The sequence below is a fragment of the Pseudomonas palleroniana genome (assembly GCF_022836895.1).
GTDB lineage: Bacteria > Pseudomonadota > Gammaproteobacteria > Pseudomonadales > Pseudomonadaceae > Aquipseudomonas > Aquipseudomonas palleroniana.
The window spans coordinates 2,439,450-2,460,074 of the sequence record NZ_CP092411.1 but is presented as its reverse complement, the minus strand read 5'-3'; the positions used below and the strand labels follow the sequence as shown (position 1 = coordinate 2,460,074).

General features: G+C 63.8%; 8 protein-coding genes. 4 read left to right on the top strand and 4 right to left on the bottom strand.

What is annotated here, in order from left to right:
* Positions 1–119 precede the first annotated feature (119 nt).
* Both MJP36_RS11275 and MJP36_RS11270 read right to left on the bottom strand, forming a co-directional pair.
* A complete protein-coding gene (locus MJP36_RS11275; protein WP_244385370.1) occupies positions 120–13,007 on the bottom strand; it encodes a non-ribosomal peptide synthetase in 12,888 nt (4,295 codons plus the stop codon).
* Between the two features lie 51 nt (positions 13,008–13,058).
* Positions 13,059–13,811 carry a thioesterase II family protein gene (locus MJP36_RS11270; RefSeq protein WP_161549144.1) on the bottom strand — a complete coding sequence of 251 codons (753 nt, stop codon included), beginning with the start codon at positions 13,809–13,811 and terminating at the stop codon, positions 13,059–13,061.
* A 303-nt stretch (positions 13,812–14,114) separates the two neighbouring features.
* Between MJP36_RS11270 and MJP36_RS11265 the strand changes: the two genes are divergently transcribed.
* On the top strand, positions 14,115–14,666 hold the full coding sequence (locus tag MJP36_RS11265; RefSeq protein WP_060755994.1) for an RNA polymerase factor sigma-70: 552 nt from the start codon (positions 14,115–14,117) through the stop codon (positions 14,664–14,666).
* Between the two features lie 2 nt (positions 14,667–14,668).
* Here MJP36_RS11265 and MJP36_RS11260 read toward each other — a convergent pair whose 3' ends face one another.
* A complete protein-coding gene (locus MJP36_RS11260) occupies positions 14,669–15,457 on the bottom strand; it encodes a substrate-binding periplasmic protein (protein WP_090369562.1) in 789 nt (262 codons plus the stop codon).
* Between the two features lie 91 nt (positions 15,458–15,548).
* Positions 15,549–16,172: a TetR/AcrR family transcriptional regulator gene (locus tag MJP36_RS11255; protein WP_060755996.1), complete on the bottom strand. Its 624-nt coding sequence runs from the start codon at positions 16,170–16,172 to the stop codon at positions 15,549–15,551.
* Positions 16,173–16,324: 152 nt separating this feature from the next.
* On the opposite strand from MJP36_RS11255, the gene MJP36_RS11250 reads away from it, so the two are divergent.
* From MJP36_RS11250 to MJP36_RS11240, 3 genes are read left to right on the top strand one after another with little or no spacing between them, the layout of a single operon-like run.
* Positions 16,325–18,103, top strand: coding sequence for an acyclic terpene utilization AtuA family protein (locus MJP36_RS11250; RefSeq protein ID WP_244385369.1), 1,779 nt, complete (start codon positions 16,325–16,327; stop codon positions 18,101–18,103).
* A gap of 12 nt (positions 18,104–18,115) precedes the next feature.
* Complete coding sequence (locus MJP36_RS11245) at positions 18,116–18,988, top strand: SDR family oxidoreductase (RefSeq protein WP_244385368.1); 873 nt, start codon at positions 18,116–18,118, stop codon at positions 18,986–18,988.
* A gap of 4 nt (positions 18,989–18,992) precedes the next feature.
* Complete coding sequence (locus tag MJP36_RS11240) at positions 18,993–20,609, top strand: acyl-CoA carboxylase subunit beta (protein ID WP_244385367.1); 1,617 nt, start codon at positions 18,993–18,995, stop codon at positions 20,607–20,609.
* Positions 20,610–20,625: the final 16 nt, after the last annotated feature.

Below are 20,625 nucleotides of genomic sequence, written 5' to 3'. Positions count from 1 at the left end.
ATCCCCTCAAGTCAGAGACCGAGGGGTTTCCTCAAGTGAGCCCTTTTGACATCCGCCTGCCTACTGTCAGAATTGACAGTTCCGACACAACGTCACGCTATATCCGACTAACGGCCGCCTCACAATCCCTCCAATTCCGCCATCAGGTCACTCAACCGATCCACCTTCTCGGCACTGATCTCATTGGCCGCCAACCCGTCGATATATTCAGCCAACTCCGCCACCGTACTGCACTCGAACATCGCCCGCAGCGGCACATCGCGCTGCAAGGTCTTCTGCACCCGCGAGGCAATTTGCGTGGCCAGCAATGAATGCCCGCCCAGTTCGAAGAAGTTGTCCTGCACCCCCACCCGCTCAACCTTGAGGACCTCGGCCCAGATCCCGGCCAGGGTGGTTTCCAGTGCGTTGCGCGGTGCCAGGTAGTCCCGGCTGTGCAACTGGCCGATGTCCAGCGCCGGCAGGGCCTTGCGGTCGAGTTTGCCGTTGGCGTTGAGCGGCAGGCGGTCAAGCCAGAGCCAGTGCAGCGGCACCATGTATTCCGGCAGTTCGGCGCGCAGGCGCTGCTTGATGCGGTCCAGGCGTTCACTGGGGTTCAGTGTGGCATCAGCCGCCACCAGGTAGCCGACCAGATGCTTGCCGTTGACCCCTTCCTGCACGCCGACGGCCGCGTCGCGTACTTCGGGTTGCTCGTGCAGGCGGGCTTCGATTTCACCCAGTTCGATGCGGTAGCCGCGAATTTTCACTTGATGGTCGATACGCCCGACGTACTCCAGCACACCGTCACTGCGACGGCGCGCCAGGTCGCCGGTGCGGTACAGGCGCTCGCCCGGTGCGCCGAAGGGGTTCGGCACAAATACCGGGGCCGTACGCAGCGGATCGCTGACATACCCACGCCCCACCCCCGTACCCGCCACGCACAACTCACCGACCGCGCCCTGCGGCACCAACTCCAGCGCACCATCCAGCAGGTACAAACGATTATTGTCGGTCGGCGTGCCTATCGGTAGATAGCTGCCACGGGTCGACGCCAGGTCGACGCGGAAAAACGCTACGTCATCCGAACACTCCGCCGGGCCATAGGCGTTCACCAGCGCAATCTCGGGATAACGCTGCAACCACTGGTGCGCGAGCTCCGGTGGCATCGCTTCGCCGGTCGGCAGCATCCAGCGCAGGCCGTCGAGGCTGATGCGATCCTGGGCGAGCATACCCTGGATCAGTGACGGCACGCTCTCCAGCACTGTGATGCCTTGCGCCTGGACATGCTCCAGCAAACCTTGCGGATCATGGGCCAGCGCGTTCGGCACGATGTCCACCCGTGCGCCAAACAGCGGCGCGGTGAGGAATTGCCACACGGAAATGTCAAAGCTTTGCGAGGCAGTCTGGGCGATCACGTCCGCCTCACTCAGTTGCAGGTACGGCACCTTGCTCAACTGGTTATTGAGCATGCCGCGCTGTTCGACCATCACGCCTTTGGGCAGGCCGGTGGAACCTGAGGTGTAGATCACATACGCGAGGTTGTCCGGGCCGCTGTAGACACCTGGGTTTTCTCCACGGCCCGGAACGTCCTCCCATACCAGCAACGCGCAATCGGTGCCCTCCAGCAGTTCGATGGCCAGTTCGCGACACGCCTCGGTGCACACCAGCAGCGGTGTGCGGCTCAAGTCGATAATGCTGCGCAGACGCTGGCCCGGCAGCCCGGGGTCCAGCGGCAGGTAACCGGCACCGGCCTTGAAGCTGCCGATGATCATGCCCAGCAGGTCGAGGCTGCGTTCGGCCAGCAACGCCACCGGTTGATCCAGGCCGACACCCGCCGCGATCAGCGCGTGCCCCAGGCCATTGCTGCGACGGTTCAACTCGGCATAGGTCCAGCGTTGCGCCAGGCAACTGGCGACAATGCGTTGGGGATGGGCAGCCACCTGTTCCTCGAACAGTTCGATATAGCTGCGCTCCAGCGGGTAAGCCTGCTCGCTCTGGTTGCAGCCTTCCACCAGGAACTCGCGCTCTTGCTCGCCGATCAGGGGCAGCTCGGCCATGTCGCCATGGAAGCCCTGCACCAGCGCCAGCAGCAGGCGCTTGAACTCGCCAAGCATGCCTTGCACGGTGGTTTCATCGAAATAACGCTGGTCATAGGACAGGTGCAGACCGAGGTCATCGCCGGGGTAGCACACGGCGGTCAGCGGGAAGTTGGTGTGGGTGCGACCGGAGTCCGACGTGGCGTTCAGGCTTTGCGCATGGTCCAGCACCGAGACCTCCACCGGAGCGTTTTCGAACACGAACAGGCTGTCGAACAGCGGCTGGCCCTTGGGCAGCTCGCTGTGTTCCTGGATCGTCACCAGCGGCAAGTACTCGTACTCACGCAGTTGCATGTTGCTGTCGAGCAAGCCGGTCAACCACTGACGCACGCTGCAAGGCTGGTCGTCCTCGGGCAGTTTCACGCGCAACGCAATGCTGTTGATGAACAGGCCGACGGTGCGTTGCATCTCGGGCATTGCCACCGGGCGGCCGGCCACGGTGACGCCGAACAGCACGTCACGCTCGCCGCTCAGACGCCGCAACACCAAGGCCCATGCCGCCTGGGCGAAGGTATTGACGGTGAGCTGGTGGGCCTGGGCCAGTTCGCGCAATTGCGCGCCGTCACGAGCCTCCAGGCGGGTGTAGCAATCGCCGACCACCATGCCGCCGCTGTGGCCCGCGTGTTCACGCAGGAAGGGGCGGTCGCTGGGGATCGGTGTGGTGCGTTCGAACCCCTGCAGGTTCTGTTGCCACCATTGGCGCGCCTGGTTGAGATTCTGACGTTGCAGCCAGGCAATGTAGTCGCGGTAGCGCGGTGGCGTCGCCAGTTGCGCATCGCGGTGCTCGCCCAAGGCCATGTAGATCTCAAAGAAGTCATTCATCAACAGCGAACGGCACCAGGCATCGATGAGGATGTGGTGGTTGCTCATCATGAACCAGTAGCGCGCTTCACCCACGCGGATCAGGCGCAGGTGGAACGGCGCCTGCTTGAGCAGATCGAAACCGGCTTCGCGTTCGGCCTTGAGCAAGGCTTGCAGGCGCGGCTCCTGTTGCTCTTCGGCATCGTGGCTCCAGTCCAGGTATTCAAACGGTGTGCTGCCCGGCTTGTGGATCACTTGCAGCATGTCTTCGCCGACGTTCCAACAGAACGACGCACGCAAGGCTTCGTGACGGGCGATCACCGCCTGCCAGGCCTGGGCGAAACGCTGCGGGTCCAACGCGCTGTTGATACGGTAGCGGTCCTGCATGTAGTAGAGACCGGTGCCCGGCTCCAGCAGGGTGTGCAGCAACAGGCCCTCCTGCATCGGCGTCAGCGGGTAGACATCCTCGATGGCGTTGGCCGGCACCGGCAAGCCATCCAGTTGTGCCTGGGTCAGGTGCGCCAGGGGGAAGTCGGACGGCGTGAGGCCACCGGCGTCGTCCTTGAGGCAGTGCGCGATCAGGCTTTGCAGTTCGGCCAGGTAGCCCTCGGCCAATTCGCGGATGGTCTGGCGATCGTGACGCTCGCGGCTGAAGGTCCAGCGCAGGACCAGTTCCCCGCCATACACCTGGCTGTCGACGCTCAACAGGTTGGGCAGCGGCGCATCCGGGTCATGGGCAACACCTGCCGACTCGTCCAGCGGGTGGAACAGTGCATCGGCACCAAAGCTCTGGTCGAACTGGCCGAGGTAGTTGAAGGTGATCTCGGCGCTCGGCAGCGCAGCCATGGCCTGTTTGCACAGGTCGTCCGCCAGGTAGCGCAGCACGCCGTAACCCAGACCTTTGTGCGGCACGCCGCGCAGTTGCTCTTTGATGGCCTTGATCGCAGCACCCGGCTCCTCAAGTGGCGTCAGGCGCAACGGATAGGCACTGGTGAACCAACCGACACTGCGGGTCAGGTCGATCTCATCGAACAGGCTTTCGCGGCCGTGGCCCTCCAGCTGGATCAGCGCCGAGGCGTGGCCGCTCCAGCGGCACAGCACGCGGGCCAGGGCGGTCAGCAACAGGTCGTTGACCTGGGTGCGGTAGGCGCTCGGGGCCTGTTGCAGCAATTGAAGCGTGTGCTCGGCATCCAGGCGCACACTGACGGTATCGGCATCGCGATTGCGCAGCGAGCCGTGTGCACGATCCACCGGCAAGGCCACCGCCGGGCCTGCCAGTCGGGCCTGCCAGGTGCCCAGTTCTTCACGCAACGATTCGCTGCCGGCATACGCCTGCAGGCGTGCCGCCCAATCCCTTAGCGCACTGGTCTTGGCCGGCAGGCTGACGGACTGGCCATCGCTCAGTTGGCGATAGACCGTTTGCAGGTCTTCAAGCACGACGCGCCACGACACACCATCCACCACCAGGTGGTGGATCGCGATCAGCAGGCGTTGTTGACCTTGCGGACCATCCACCAACAAGGCACGCAGCAGCGGCCCATGGGCCAGGTCGAGGCTGCGCTGGGTGTCGGTGAACAGCGCCGTGCATTGATCCATATCGCGCACGTGCGCCTGCATCAGTACGCCGCCTTCGGGCACCGCCAAGTGCTCGGCGTGCCATTGGGCATCGCGCTCGGTGAAGCTCAGGCGCAGGGCATCGTGGTGTTCCAGTACCGCCAACAGCGCTTGCTCCAGGCGGTGCGGATCGAGCAATTGCTGCGGCGCAAGCAGCAACGCCTGGTTCCAGTGCTGGCGATTGGGGATATCGGTATCGAAGAACCAGTGCTGGATCGGCGTGAGCCCGGAACTGCCGGTCAATACGCCCTGCTCCGCCTTGACCTGCTGCGAACGCGTGGCGATGGCGGCCAGGGTGCGGACCGTCTGATGCTGGAACAGGTCGCGAGGGCTGAAATGAATGCCCGCCTGCCGCGCACGGCTGACCACCTGGATCGACAGGATCGAATCGCCGCCCAGCTCGAAGAAGTTATCGTCCAGTCCGACCTTTTGCACGTTCAATACCGCGCACCAGATCGCCGCCAGGGTTTGCTCCAGCTCGCTGCGCGGCGCGACATACTGTTGGCGGTTGGCCTCCGGGTCCGGTTGCGGCAAGGCCCGACGGTCGAGCTTGCCATTGGCGGTCAACGGCATGCTGTCGAGCACGATCAGGTGCGCGGGCACCATGTAGTCCGGCAATTGCGCCTTGAGGTGAGCCTTGAGCGCGTCACGCAAGCTGGCGTGCTCGGCGTCACTGGCCAGATACGCCACCAGTTGCTTGCCGCTCGGCGAATCCAGCGCCAGCACCACGGCTTCGCGCACGGCTTCGTGTTCCAGCAGGCGGGTTTCGATCTCGCCCAACTCGATGCGAAAGCCTCGCACCTTGACCTGATGGTCGATACGCCCCAGATACTCCACCTCGCCATCGGCGCGTTGGCGTACCAGGTCACCCGTGCGATACAGGCGGCCACCACGGCCAGCAAACGGATCGGCCACAAACCGCTCCGCCGTCATGCCCGCGCGCTGGTGGTACCCCAGGGCCAGGCCGGCACCGCCGACGTACAACTCGCCCGTCGCACCTTGCGGCACCAGGGCCAGGTCGGCGTCGAGAATGTACGCCAGGCGGTCACCGATGATGCTGCCGATCGGCACACTGCCGGCGCCCGCCTCCAACTGCTGCGGCGCCAGGCTGGCCAGCGGCATCACCACGGTTTCGGTCGGGCCATAGGCGTTGAAGAACACCTGCGGCTGGAAGGCCGCCCGAATGCGCTGCAAGTGCTCGCCGGTGAGCGCCTCGCCGCCGGTGATGCACATGCGCACCGGCAAGGTCTGCTGCTGGGTGGCCAGCCATTGCGCCAACTGGCTGCCGTAACTCGGCGTGAAGCCCAGGATGTTGATGCGATGGGTGCGGATCAGCGCGCAGATTTCCTCGGCGTCCCACTGGCCCTGGGCGCGCAACACCACCTGTGCACCGCTGAGCAGCGGCACCAGCAGACGCTCGGTGGCGGCGTCGAAGTTGATCGAATAGAAGTGCAGCTCACAGTCATCCGCACGCATCCCGAAACGCTCGATCACCGCCTGGCAATGCATGGCGATTTCACCATGGCACACCACCACGCCTTTGGGCTTGCCGGTGGAGCCGGAGGTGTAGATCAGGTACGCCTGATGCTGTGGCAGGTTGAGCAATGGCGGCTCGGTCGCCGGATAGTTGGCCAGTACCGGCAGATCCTCTTCCAGGCACCAGCACGCCAGCGTGGCCGGCAACTCGCCAAGGGCTTCGAACATCGCCGCATCGCTGAGCAACAGGCCAATGCCGCTGTCTTCGATCATGTAGTGCAAACGGTCGAGCGGGTATTCCGGGTCCAGCGGCACATAGGCGCCGCCGGCCTTGAGAATTGCCAGCAGGCCGATGACCATTTCCAGCGAGCGCGGCAGCGCCAGGCCCACGCGCACCTGTGGGCCGACTCCGCGCTCGCGCAGCATCCAGGCCAGGCGATTGGCGCGTTCGTCCAGTTCGCGGTAGCTGAGGGTCACCCCGGCAAAGGTCAACGCGGGCGCATCGCCCCGCTTCGCCGCTTGCTGGCTGAACAGCGTGTGGAGGCACTGGTCGAGACGATGTTCACCCGCCGCAACGCCCAGGCTGTGCTGCAATGCACGTTGCTCAGCAGCGCTGAGCAGCGGCAGCTCGCTGAGGCGTTGTTGCGGATCGCCGATCAAGGCTTCCAGCAGGTTGCGCCAGTGCTCGGCCATGCGCGCGATACGCGGCTCGTCGAACAGGTCGGTGCTGTAGGTCAGGCAGCAACCCAGGCGCTGGTCGAGGTCGGTGACTTCCAGGTTCAAGTCAAACTTGGTGGCGCGGGCATCGTTGGCCAGGTACTCGACGGTCATGCCGGCCAGTTGGCGGCTTTGCTGGAACTCCCAGCGCTGCACGTTGCACATCACCTGGAACAACGGGTTGTACGCCGCGCTACGCGTAGGTTGCAGGGCTTCCACCAGATGGTCGAACGGCAGGTCCTGGTGAGACTGGCCCTCGATCACCGTATGGCGAACCTGCTCGAACAACTCGCCGACACGCATTTGCCCGTCGAGTTGGCAACGCAAGACTTGGGTGTTGAGGAACGCACCGATCAGCCCTTCGCTTTCCGGGCGGATACGGTTGGCCACCGGCGCGCCGATGCGCAGGTCGGTCTGGCCGCTGTAGCGGTAAAGCAACACGGCCAGGGTGGCGGTCATGGTCATGAACAGGGTCAGGCCGCGCTCGGCATTGAAGGCACGCACGCGAGCGGCCAACGCATCGCTCAGGTCGAAGCGGTACAACTCGCCCTGGTGGCTTTGCACCGGTGGCCGTGGACGGTCGGCGGGCAGTTCGAGCAAGGGGTGCTCATGGCCCAGTTGCGCCGTCCAGTAATCCAGTTGACGCTGGCGCTCACCGGACTCCAGCCACTGGCGCTGCCAGACGCTGTAGTCCAGGTATTGCACCGGCAACGGCGCCAGCGGCGAATCGCGCTCGTCGATGAAGGCTTCATAGAGCGCGCTGAGTTCACGGGCGAAGATGTCCATGGCCCAGCCTTCGGTGACGATGTGGTGCAGGGTCAGCACCAGGTAGTGCTCCTGCTCACCGGCCTTGACCAGGCAGGCACGCAGCAACGGCCCGGTTTCCAGGTTGAAGGGCGTGTGGGCTTCATGCTCGGCCAGTTGTTGCAGGCGTTGCTGGCAATCGGCTGGAGCGAGTGCCGAGAAATCCCGCCAGTCCATGCGCAGGCCGGTCTGGCGCGAGACCTTCTGATACGCCACGCCATCGACACTCGGGAAGGTGGTGCGCAGGGTTTCATGGCGCATGATCAGGGCTTGCAACGCCGCCTCGAAACGCCCCACATCCAGCACGCCGCGCAGGCGCGCCATGCCGCCGACGTTGTAGGCCGGGCTGTCCGGTTCCATCTGCCAGAGGAACCACATGCGTTGCTGGGAATAGGACAACGGCACCGGCACGCTGCGGTCGACCCGGGCGATGGGGGCTTGCTGGTTGCGATGGCCCGCCGCCTGGATCAGCCCCACCTGCTCGGCGAAAGCGCCCAACTCGCTGGCTTCGAACAAGGTGCGCAGCGGCAGTTCGACGTCACACGCCTGGCGGGTGCGGGAAATGATTTGCGTGGCCAGCAACGAATGCCCGCCGAGGGCGAAAAAGTCATCGCGCAGGCCGATACGGGGCAGGCCCAGCACTTCGCGCCAGATCGCTGCTATCTGCTGCTGCAACGGGGTCTCGGGTTCGATATGTTCACGCAGCTGCCACACCGGCTCCGGCAGCGCACGCCGGTCGACTTTACCGCTGGGGCTCAGCGGCAGGGCATCCAGGCGCATCAGCAGCGCAGGCACCATGTATTCCGGCAGCTCGGCGGCCAGGGCGGTTTTCACGGCCTGCTCGTCCAGCCCGGCCGGCGCGGTGTAATAACCGATCAGCTTGGCCTCACGCACCAGCACCACGGCCTGGGCAATGCCCTCTTGGGCCAGCAGGCGCGCTTCGATTTCTTCAGGCTCCACACGGAAACCGCGCAGCTTGACCTGTTGATCAAGACGCCCCAGGTATTCCAGCACACCGTCGGCGCTCCAGCGGGCGCGGTCACCGGTGCGATACAGGCGGGTGCCGTGTTGGTCTGCGACAAAACGCTCAGCCGTCAACCCGGCGCGGCCGAGGTAACCCCGCGCCAGGCCGATACCACCGATGCACAACTCACCCGGCACACCCAATGGCACCAGGTTGAATTGCTCGTCCAACACGCGGCAGATCACGTTGCCCAAGGGTCGGCCAATCGGCGAGCGCTCGCCGTCTGCCACATGGCAGTGCCAGTGGGTGACGTTGATCGCGGTTTCGGTCGGGCCATAACGGTTGTGCAATTGCACGGCTGGCCATTGCGCCAGCACCCGGTTGCGCAGTTCGGCAGGCAACGCCTCGCCCCCGGAAAACACGCGACGCAGGCTGGTGCATTCACGCGCCAGGGGCTCGTCGATAAACAGCTGCAACAGCGCCGGCACAAAGTGCAGCGTGGTCACGCCGTGCTCTTGTACCAATTGTGCGATGCGCTGCGGGTCGCGATGTTCGCCGGGGCCGGCCAGCACCAGCCGGCAACCGGTGATCAGCGGCCAGAAGCACTCCCACACCGACACGTCGAAACTGATCGGCGCCTTTTGCATCAGCACGTCGGTTTCATCCAGGCAATAGGTGGCCTGCATCCACTGCAAGCGCTCGGCCAGGGCCGCATGGGTATTGCCCACGCCCTTGGGCTGGCCGGTGGAGCCGGAGGTGTAGATCACATAGGCGAGGTTGTCGCCGTTGAGGTGCAAGCCCGGCGCCTGGCTCGGCCAGCTGTCGAGGTGCAGGCTGTCCATGGCGATCACGCACACGCCGTCGGCCGCCGGGAGTTGCTCGAGCAAGGCAGTCTGGGTCAGCAGCAGTTCGACGCCGCTGTCGTTGAGCATGTAGGCCAGGCGCTCGGCGGGGTAGTCCGGGTCCAGCGGCACATAGGCGCCGCCCGCCTTGATGATCGCCAACAGGCCGATCAGCAGCTGCGGTGAACGCTCGGCGGCGATGGCCACGCACACATCCGGGCCAACGCCTTTGTCACGCAGGTAATGCGCCAGGCGGTTGGCCTGGTTGTGCAGTTGGGCGAAGCTCAGGCTGCCGTCCTGCCAGACCAGCGCGGTGTTGTCCGAAGCCTGCTGGCTGAACAACTCGGGCAGCCAGCGGGTGGCCGGCGCGCACGGCGCCTCACTCCAGGGAGCCTGCTCGTTGGTGTGCATCAGCGTCAGCTCACCAATGGCCCGCTGCGGCTGCTCGCACACCGCGTGCAGCAGGTTGATGAAGTGCTCGGCCAGGCGCTGGACGGTGCGGCTTTCGAACAGCTCATCGGCGTAGTCGAACGACAGGCTCAGGCGCCCATTGCGGTCTTCTTCGCTATGCAATTGCAGGTCGAACTTGGCTTCGCGACTGTGCCACGGCAACTCATCGGCCAACATCCCCGGCAAGCGGCGCAAAGCGCTCAGGTCACGTTGCTGATGGTTGAACATCACTTGAAACAGCCCTTGCTCACGGGCTTGCGGGAAGGCTTCGAGCAACTGCTCGAAGGGCAGATCCTGATGGGCCTGGGCTCCCAGCACCGAGTCGCGAGTGGCGGCCAACAGCTGATCGAACGACAGGCGCCCCTCCAGCTCGGCGCGCAGCACCAGGGTGTTGATGAAAAAGCCGATCAAGCCCTGGGTTTCCTGGCGCGGGCGGTTGGCATTCGGCACACCGATACGGATATCGCGCTGGCCGCTGTAGCGGTGCAGCAGGCTTTGGAACGCCGCCAGCAACAGCATGAACGGCGTCGACTCGTGGGCCTGGGCGGTCTGGCGAATCGCTTCGCTGAGGCCCGCGCTCAGGCGCACGCTATGGCGCGAGGCGCTGTGACGCTGCTGCGCGGAGCGCGGATGGTCGGTGGCCAGGCTCAGCGCCGGGTGCTCCTCGCCCAATTGCGCCCGCCAGTACGCCAGTTGCCGCTGGCCTTCGCCCTCGGCCAACCATTGGCGCTGCCAACTGCCGTAGTCGGCGTATTGCAGGGCCAGCGGCGGTAGCGCCAGGGGTTGGCCCTGAGTGGCGGCGGCATACAAGCGGGAGAATTCGTCGATCAGGATGTTCAGTGACCAACCGTCGGCGATGATGTGGTGCAAGGTCACCAGCAAGTGGTGATCTTCATCGTCCAGGCGCACCAGGGTCACCCGCAGCAGCGGGCCTTTCTCCAGGTCGAACGGCGCGCGCGCCAGGTCTTCACGGATCTGTTCGGCACGGGATTCACGCTCGGCAACCGGCAGGTCGCTGAGGTCGATCCGTTGCAGGTCGAACTCGGGGCTTTTGTCGACACGCTGGAACGCCTGGCCGTCACGCTCGTAAAAGCGTGTACGCAGGGCTTCGTGGCGCTGGACCAATTGCGCAAAACTGCTGCGCACCGCGTCTTCATCCAGCTCGCCACGCAAGCGCAGCCCACCGGGAATGGTGTAGGCGCTGCTGTGAGGGTCCAACTGCCAGGTGATCCACAGGCGGTTTTGCGCCAGCGATTGAGGCAACTCGTCCTGACGTGACAGGGCGTGAATCGCGCCTTGGGCAACGCCACCGTCCTGTTGCAATTGCGCTACGTCGGCGGCAAACGCCGACAGGGTCGGCGCTTCGAACAGCAGGCGCAGGTTCAGTTCCAGGCCCAGGGCTTCACGCAAGCGCGCCACCACCTGGGTAGCAGTAATGGAGTTGCCGCCGAGCAGAAAGAAATGATCATCCGCCGCGACTGTGTCGACCTGCAACTGCTCGCACCAGATCGCTGCGATCTGCTGTTGCAACGGCGACTCCAGCGCCGCATCACTGGCCTTGGCTTGCACCTCGGGGAACTGCGCATAACTGTCGAGGCTGCCATCGGCGTGGCGAAGCGCGCACGCCGCACGCTGCAGCTTGCCGCTGGAGGTCTTCGGCAAGGCGCCGGGGTTGAGCAGCACCACCACGCTCGGGGCTTCCTGGCAGGCCTCGGCCACGGCTTGGCGGATGGCCTTGATCAGCGCCTCGGGCGCCAGGATTTTCTGCACGCTGCGGCTGATTTCAGCGGCGATGCCGATGCCCTCCAGGCCCTGATGCTGCACCGCAAATGCAGCGACCCGGCCCTTGCGTATGCCTTGCACTTCGCGCTCGAGGGTTTGCTCGATGTCCTGGGGATACAGGTTGTGGCCGCGCACGATCAGCAGATCCTTGAGCCGGCCGGTGATGTACACCTCACCGTCGCGAATGAAGCCCAGGTCACCGGTGCGCAGCCAGGTACGGCCGGCCTGTTGCACAAACGTCTTGGCGGTGGCTTCGGGGTTGCGCCAGTAACCGTGGGCGATGCTCGGCCCGGTGGCCCAAAGTTCGCCGACGTGGTTATCGGCTAACGCCTTGAGCGTGTGCGGGTCAGCGATCAGCACCGCATGTTCCGGTTGGCTGGTGCCGCAACTCATGATCGCACTGCCCTGCCCTGGCTCAGCGCGGTTGGCGGCCAGGGCCTGTTCGTCCATGCGCATGGCCGGGATGCCCTGCCCTCGCGTGCCGCCGGCGACAAACAAGGTCGCCTCGGCCAAGCCGTAAGAAGCAAAGAAATGGTTTGAAGAGAAACCGCACGCCGCGAACTTCTCGGCAAAGCGCTCCAAGGTGTCGAGGCGGATCGGCTCGGAACCCGAGTACGCCACGCGCCAGCGGCTCAAATCCAGGCGCTCCAGGGCTGACTCGCTGACCCGCTCGCTGCACAGTCGATAGGCGAAATCCGGCCCGCCACTGATGGTGCCGCCGTATTCGCTGATCGCTTCCAGCCAGCGCAATGGTCGCCCGAGGAAATAGGCCGGCGCCATCAATACACAGGGCACGCCGCTGAAAATCGGTTGCAGCAGCCCACCGATCAGGCCCATGTCGTGGTACAGCGGCAGCCAGCTGACAATCACGTCATCCGGGTTCAGGTCGATACCAAACCCGCGCCGGATCAGCACTTCGTTGGCCACCAGGTTGCCGTGGCTGACTTGCACGCCCTTGGGCAACGCCGTGGAGCCGGAGGTGTATTGCAGGAAAGCGATGTCGTCAGCCTGCAATTCAGGCTCGATCCAGCCGTCGGCGACCGCGCTATCCAGGTTGTCGACGCTCAACACCGGCGGCGCATTCTCGATCCGGGCCAGGCCATCGGCGAGGCTGGCGATGGTCAGCAGCAGGCGCGGCTCGGCATCCTTGATGATCGACAGCAAGCGTTCCTGATGATGCCGTCGCGTGGACTCCGGCGGGTAGGCCGGCACCGCGATCACCCCGGCGTACAGGCAACCGAAGAACGCCGCGACGTAATCCGGGCCGCTGGGGAACAACAGCACCGCACGCTCACCCAGTGCCGCATTGGCTTGCAAGGCGGCGGCGATGGTGCGGGCACGTTGGTCCAGGTCACGGTAACTGAGCACTACGTTGTGCTCGGCGGATTCGGCGAGGAAGCGCAGGGCGACCTGGTCCGGGGTCTGCGCGGCGCGACGTTGAAGGGACTGGACCAGGGTGCGGGGAAGTTCGAAGGCGTCCATCATGGGGTTCCTGCCTGAAATCGGCTTACGGGAAAATCGAAAATTGGAAAGCGTTCAGCCGGCGATTCGCTGCCGCGTCGTGCCAGTGCGCCAACGGCTCAGGTGCTCATCGGCATAACGACGCAGGCAGCGCAGCACGGCGCTTTCGTGCTGCACGAGAAAGAAGTGATGGCCGTCGAACATGTCCAGGGAGAAGCCACTGGCGGCATCGATCTGCCAGTCCAGCAACTGGTCGGCACGCACGCTGTCTTGCTTGCCGCCGAACACATGGATGGGCATGCCCAGCGGCTCGCGCTCGCCATACTTGAAGCTGCCGCACAGCAGGAAATCGGCGCGCAGGATCGGCAGCATCAACTGCATCAATTCAGGGTTGGCCAGGGCTTCTTCGGCGGTGCCCTGTAGCTCACGCAGGCGGGCGAGCAATTGTTCGTCGGTCTTTTCGATGGCGTATTCACTGACATCGCGACGGGCCGGGCCAGCCGTGCCGGAGGCGAACAACGCCAGTGGCGCGGGCGCATCGCGCAGGCTTAGCGCATGGGCCAACTCAAAGGCCAGCAGGCCACCGAGGCTATGACCGAACAGCGCGTAGGGGCCATCCAGGTGGTGGCTGATTTCATCGGCTAGCTGGGCCGCCAATGCCTTGATATCACGCTGCAAGGGCTCGTCCATGCGCATGCCGCGCCCTGGCAACTCCAGCGGGCACACTTGCAGCCAGTCCGGCAAGGCACGGCGCCAGCGGGCGTAAACCGAGGCGCTGGCGCCCGAATGGGGCAGGCAGAACAGGCGCAGTCGGGTGGGTGTGCTCATGGTTTGAGGACTCCCCACTGAAACACGCTGTTTGCACGGTAAAAACCCATTTCGCCCTCCTGCGGGTGCTGATCCTTGGCCGTTTCGCTAACGGACCTGTCACCCATGAGAACGGACGGAGCCGGTAAATAATTAGTCGCCCGGGACGCGCGAGACGCGGTTCACACCTTGCAGAAAGGCATAGGATTAGTTCTTTCTCTCATTTGACAATAATTATCATTAAGCATAATTTGTTGCCCGATGTGTAGGAGGCTTCAGCACGGACGCCCTCCCCTAACCTCTTTTGCGACAAGGTGAATTTCCATGACGGAACCAGTATCCACAGGCAGGTGCGACTCACCGCTTCTCCAGGCATTCGTCGACAATCGACTGATCCTGGTGAAGATTGCGGCCAGAATTACCGGCTGTCGCTCCCGCGCTGAAGACGTCGTGCAAGACGCCTTCTTCCGCTTGCAGTCAGCGCCGACGATCACTTCATCGTTCAAGGCCCAACTGAGTTATCTGTTCCAGATCGTGCGCAACCTGGCGATCGACCACTACCGCAAGCAGGCGCTGGAACTCAAGTATTCGGGACCGGAAGAGGAAGGTCTGAATGTGGTGATTCACGGTGCATCACCGGAAACCTCGCACATTAATTTCAACACCCTGGAAAACATCGCCGACGCCCTGACGGAGTTGCCCCAGCGTACCCGCTATGCGTTCGAGATGTACCGCCTGCACGGCGTGCCGCAAAAGGACATCGCCAAGGAGCTGGGCGTATCGCCGACCCTGGTGAACTTCATGATCCGGGATGCGCTGGTGCATTGCCGCAAGGTGTCGGGCAGCCACAGCGATACGTTTGCGCGGCGGGTGTAGGTTCAGGGCACCGGCATCACATCGATGCGATACGGCTCGAAAATCTTCAGCATCTGGCCGTTATCGCGCAAATGCTTGAGCAACGCGGCGAACGCCTCCCCGGTGATCGGCGCTTTCGGCCGCAGCAAGGCATAGTGGTGATACACCTGGTCGATACGTTCCGAGACCAGGAATTTCCCCGCCATGTCCGCATTGCGCACCATGAAGTCACTCAGGTACGAACGCGTCACCAGCGCGATATCGGCACGCCCGCGCACGACCATCAGCAGGTTGCTGTCATGGGAATAGGTCAGCGTGGCGTTGAAATGTTCGGCCAGGTATTTGGGGTCGGCGTTGAAGTTGGCGAAGGCGTAGTGATAACCGCTGAACACCGCGAGGCGCTTACCGGTCAGGTCGGCGAAATAACGCTGGTCGCGCTCAGGCTCACGCTGGGCGACGAAAATTTCCGCATCCTCCAGGCCCATGTCGACACTGGTGTGAGGAATATCCTTCCAACCCCAAGCAGGGTTTTCGAAGATCGCCATATCGACCCGGCCCTGCTCGAAGTCCCTGAAACGCCGGGGGATCGAGGTCGGCACCAGGACAAACTGGTAGTCGCTTTGCAACGTATTCAGGGCTTCGACCAATTGCGGCAGTATCCCGGTGTCGGCCCCTTGTTCGGGACGCACGGTGTAGGGCGGAAAATGCGCGGCACCGATCCTCACCAGTTGCGCAGCAGAAGCCGGCATCCAGCCTCCGGTGCCCACGGCCCATAATGTAAGTCCTGCAGCCAGCCGCCATGGCGATAACATCAAGGCACACACCGTTTAAACTCTGATATCAGTAAGCTAGGCGTTTTTCTCAGGCGAGACAACTTTCGTCGCCAAATTAACAGCTTGCGCCTCAATCGGACTTCAGCACCATCAGCAGGGCTTCGTCAGCCAATTGCTCAAGTGTCAGGCTGCCCTGGGCACGAAACCAGGTGGTGGTCCAGGACAAGGCACCGGTCAGGAAGCGCCGCGTAATAAACACATCCCCCTTGATGTACCCGGCGGCCTTCGCCTCCTCCAGCACTTGCAGCCAGATATTTTCGTACACATCGCGCAGCGCCAATACCCTGGCCTGGCCTTCGGCCGACAGTGAGCGCCATTCGTAGACCAGCACCGCCATGGCCTCGCCACTGCCGCCCATGATCGACTGCAATTCGCAGCGGATCAGCGCCAGCACCCGTTCGCGCACGTTGCTCGCCTCCTCGAGGGAAGCACGCATCATCGCGGTGTTGTAGTGGATGGTTTCCTCCATCACCGCACGCAGAATCTCGTCCTTGCTCTTGAAGTGATGAAAGATGCTGCCGGACTGAATGCCCACGGCGCCGGCCAAGTCACGCACCGTGGTGCGTTCAAAGCCCTTGTTGCGAAACAGGTGAGCCGCGGTTTGCAGCAATTTGCCCCGGGCGCTGTCGGGGTCGGTCAATTGGCCGCCATCGACCATGGTGCGCATCACCCGCTGGGCTTTGTGCTCATCCATGCTGCTCTCCTTTATTTCTACTAACGTCTTGGGCGGCAATTTAGGCTGTGACCGCCACCCAAGCAAGCGCTTGGGCAGAACTTGTGTCGGGAGTTTACAAACCAAGCGCTTGCTTGGTAGTCTCGACCCAGCCATTCGAGGAAGGATTTCTCATGAGCAAGACGGTTCGTATCGGCTGCGCCAGCGCTTTCTGGGGCGATACCAGCACGGCTGCCGCCCAGTTGGTGCATGGCGGCGCGCTGGACTACCTGGTGTTCGACTACCTGGCGGAAGTCACAATGTCGATCCTCGCCGGGGCGCGCTTGAAAGATCCCCAGGCCGGCTACGCCACCGACTTCGTCGAGGTGCTCACGCCACTGTTGGCCGAGATCCAGCGCCAGGGCATCCGCGTGATCAGCAACGCCGGCGGCATCCATCCACAAGCCTGCGCTGCGGCGCTCCAGGCGGCCTGCGATGAAGCCCGGCTGCCGCTGAAAATCGCCGTGCTGCTGGGCGACGACCTGCAACCCCGGCTCAAGCAACTGCACGGCGTCACCGACCTGTTCAACGGCGCGCCGCTGCCGCCGGCCTGCGTGTCCGCCAACGCTTATCTCGGCGCTCCCGGCATCGTCCAGGCGCTGGCGCTGGGTGCCGATATCGTCATCACCGGCCGGGTGGTCGACAGCGCCGTGGTCAGTGCCGCACTGGTGCATGAGTTCGGCTGGTCCTGGCAGGACTATGACCGCCTGGCCCAAGCCGCCCTGGCCGGGCACATTATCGAATGCGGCGCACAGTGCACCGGCGGCAACTTTACCGATTGGCGCGACGTGCCGGACTACGAACACATCGGTTTCCCCATCGTCGAGGTGAGCGCCGACGGCCAGTTCACCGTGAACAAAGTCGAGGGTACGGGCGGATTGATCAGTGAACTCAGCGTGGCCGAGCAACTGCTGTATGAAATCGGCGACCCGCGTGCGTACCTGTTGCCCGATGTGATCTGCGATTTCAGCCAGGTGCGCTTGCAGCAACAGGGCAAAAACTGCGTACGCCTGCACGGCGCCATGGGCTTGCCGCCGACTGCACAGTACAAAGTCAGTGCCACTTACCTGGATGGCTTTCGCTGTACCGCCAGTTGCCTGCTGGCCGGGATCGATGCGGTGGCCAAGGCCGAGCGCGTCAGCCAGGCAATCATCAACAAGACGTCTGAGTTGTTCAGCCAGCGCGGTTGGGGCCCCTACACCGAAGTGAATATCGAACTGCTGGGCAGCGAAGCCACCTATGGCGCCCACGCCCGACGCCACGATAGCCGCGAAGTGGTGGTGAAGCTCGCCGTGCGCCACCCGAACAAGCAGGCACTGGTGCTGTTCGCCCGTGAAATCGCCCAGGCGGCGACCGGCATGGCGCCGGGCTTGACCGGCATCGTCGGTGGGCGACCTTCGGTCTACCCGTTGATCCGACTGTTTTCGTTCCTGGTCGATAAAACCGTGTGTGAGACGCTGGTCGAGTGCCAAGGCCATCGCCACGCCTGCGCGTTGCCGCCCGTGCATGCGCTCGCCACGCCGGCCGCACCGCTTGATCCACCCAAGCCTCAAGGCCGCGCAGATGCCAGCGTACCGCTGGTGAAACTGGCCGTGGCGCGCTCCGGGGACAAGGGCAACCACAGCAACATCGGCGTGATCGCCCGCGACCCCGAGTACCTGCCGTGGATCGCCGAAGCGCTGACCCCGGAAGTGATCGTCGATTGGATGAGCCATGTGCTCGACCCCCTGCATGGCCGCGTCGAGCGCTGGTATTTGCCCGGCAGCCACAGCCTGAATTTCCTGCTGGAAAATGCCCTGGGCGGCGGTGGTATCGCCAGCCTGCGCATCGACCCGCAAGGCAAGGCGTTTGCCCAGCAACTGCTGGAAATCCCCATTGCCGTGCCGCAGCACATTGCCGATCAACTTCGCTAAAGGACCGTTGCCGTGGCCTTCGACTCGATCTTCAAAGCCAACCTGTTCCAAGGGCAAACCGTGATTGTCACGGGAGGCGGCAGCGGTATTGGCCGCTGCACCGCCCATGAACTGGCGGCCCTGGGCGCCCAGGTAATACTCGTGGGGCGCAAACCGGAAAAACTCCAGGCAGTAGCGGCGGAGATAGCTCAGGACGGTGGCAACGCCCACTGGCAGGCTTGCGACATTCGCGATGAAGCGGCGGTCAAAGCACTCGTCAGCCAGCTCATCGGCGAGCACGGGCCGATCCACGGGCTGGTGAATAACGCCGGCGGCCAGTACCCATCGCCACTGGCCTCGATCAACCAGAAAGGTTTTGAAACCGTACTGCGTACCAACCTGGTCGGCGGCTTCCTGATGGCCCGTGAAGTGTTCAACCAATCCATGAGCCAGCACGGCGGCGCCATCGTCAACATGCTCGCCGACATGTGGGGCGGCATGCCTGGCATGGGGCACTCCGGAGCGGCCCGTTCGGGTATGGACAACTTCACCAAGACCGCCGCGTTCGAATGGGGTTACGCCGGTGTGCGGGTCAATGCCGTGGCGCCGGGCTGGATTGCCTCCAGCGGCATGGACACTTACGAAGGCGCGTTCAAGGCGGTGATCCCGACGTTGCGCGAACACGTGCCGCTCAAGCGCATCGGCACCGAGTCGGAGGTCAGCGCCGCCATTGTGTTCCTGCTCAGCCCCGCCGCGGCCTTTATCAGCGGCAGCACCCTGCGCATCGACGGCGCCGCCAGCCTGGGCAGCCGCGCCTGGCCGCTGCACAAGGCGCAGCCACCCAGCGCGTCGTTCAACGGTTTCCATCGTGCCTCTGTGCCCGATGTGCTCAAGGCGGAGCAATAAAACCATGCCGGTGATCGAAACCCAGATCGACATCCATAGCCCGCAATTCGCGCAAAACCGCGAAGCCCTGTTGACCAGCCTTCAACAACTGCACCAACTGCAACAGCAGTTGCTGAGCAAAGCGCAGGAGGCCAGACCCAAGTTCGAGCGGCGCAACCAACTGCTGCCCCGCGAACGCCTCAACCTGCTGCTGGACCCCGGCGCACCGTTCCTTGAACTGGCGAGCCTGGCCGGCTACAAACTCCACGATGACAAGGACGGTAGCGCCGCCGGCGGTGGCTTGATCGCCGGCATCGGCTACGTCAGTGGCGTGCGCATGCTGGTGGTGGCCAATAACAGTGCGATCAAGGGCGGGACTATTTCCCCCACGGGCCTGAAGAAATCCCTGCGCCTGCAACAGATCGCCATGGAGAACAAACTGCCGGTGGTGACCCTGGCGGAAAGTGGCGGCGCGAACCTCAACTATGCCGCCGAGATTTTTGTCGAAGGCGCCCGCAGCTTTGCCAATCAGGCACGCATGTCGGCCATGGGCTTGCCGCAGATTACCGTGGTGCATGGCTCCGCCACGGCGGGTGGGGCCTATCAGCCCGGGTTGTCGGATTACGTGGTGGTCGTGCGCGGCAACGCCAAGCTGTTCCTCGCAGGGCCGCCTCTGCTCAAGGCCGCCACCGGCGAAGTGGCGACCGATGAAGCCTTGGGCGGTGCGCAAATGCATGCGCAAACCGCCGGCACGGCGGAGTACCTGGCGGAAAATGATGCGGACGGCGTGCGTATCGTGCGCGAAATCGTCGCCCTGCTGCCCTGGAATGACCGACTGCCGCCCGCCCCGAAGCGGCCTTACACAGAACCGTTGTATCCCATCGACGAACTGCTGGGGTTGATCCCCGACGACCCGAAAAAGCCCTACGACGTGCGTGAAATCCTCGCACGCCTGGCAGACGGCTCCGCCTTTCTCGAATTCAAGGGCGAGTTCGACGCCCACACCGTGTGCGGGCACTTGCACATCCAGGGCCGTGCGCTGGGCGTGATCGGCAACAACGGCCCGATCACGCCCAAGGGGGCCAGCAAAGCCGCGCAGTTTATCCAGCTATGCGACCAGAGCCGCACGCCGCTGCTGTTCCTGCACAACACCACCGGCTTCATGGTCGGTACCGAATCGGAGCAGCAAGGCGTGATCAAGCATGGCGCGAAAATGATCCAGGCCGTGGCGACGGCGCGGGTACCTAAACTCACGATTGTGGTCGGCGGCTCCTACGGTGCCGGCAACTACGCGATGTGCGGCCGCGGCCTGGACCCAAGGTTCATCTTCGCCTGGCCCAACAGCCGCACGGCGGTGATGGGCGGAGCGCAGGCCGGCAAGGTGTTGCGCATCGTCACCGAAGCCAAGCAACTGAAAGACGGCCTGGTGCCCGACCCCAAGGTGCTGGCCATGCTGGAACAGGTCACCGCACAGAAACTCGACAGCCAGTCCACTGCGCTGTATGGCAGTGCCAACCTGTGGGATGACGGGCTGATAGACCCCCGCGATACGCGCACGTTGCTGGGGTTGCTGCTGGATATCTGCCACGAAGCCGAGGTCAGGCAGTTGCAGCCCAACAGTTTTGGCGTGGCGCGTTTCTAACAGGAGAACAACAACA

What these genes read in the sequence shown, in the direction of transcription:
- MJP36_RS11275 (WP_244385370.1), bottom strand. Translation starts at nt 13,007, where the DNA reads ATGATGGACGCCTTCGAACTTCCCCGCACCCTGGTCCAGTCCCTTCAA.
- MJP36_RS11270 (WP_161549144.1), bottom strand. Translation starts at nt 13,811, where the DNA reads ATGAGCACACCCACCCGACTGCGCCTGTTCTGCCTGCCCCATTCGGGC.
- MJP36_RS11265 (WP_060755994.1), top strand. Translation starts at nt 14,115, where the DNA reads ATGACGGAACCAGTATCCACAGGCAGGTGCGACTCACCGCTTCTCCAG.
- MJP36_RS11260 (WP_090369562.1), bottom strand. Translation starts at nt 15,457, where the DNA reads ATGTTATCGCCATGGCGGCTGGCTGCAGGACTTACATTATGGGCCGTG.
- MJP36_RS11255 (WP_060755996.1), bottom strand. Translation starts at nt 16,172, where the DNA reads ATGGATGAGCACAAAGCCCAGCGGGTGATGCGCACCATGGTCGATGGC.
- MJP36_RS11250 (WP_244385369.1), top strand. Translation starts at nt 16,325, where the DNA reads ATGAGCAAGACGGTTCGTATCGGCTGCGCCAGCGCTTTCTGGGGCGAT.
- MJP36_RS11240 (WP_244385367.1), top strand. Translation starts at nt 18,993, where the DNA reads ATGCCGGTGATCGAAACCCAGATCGACATCCATAGCCCGCAATTCGCG.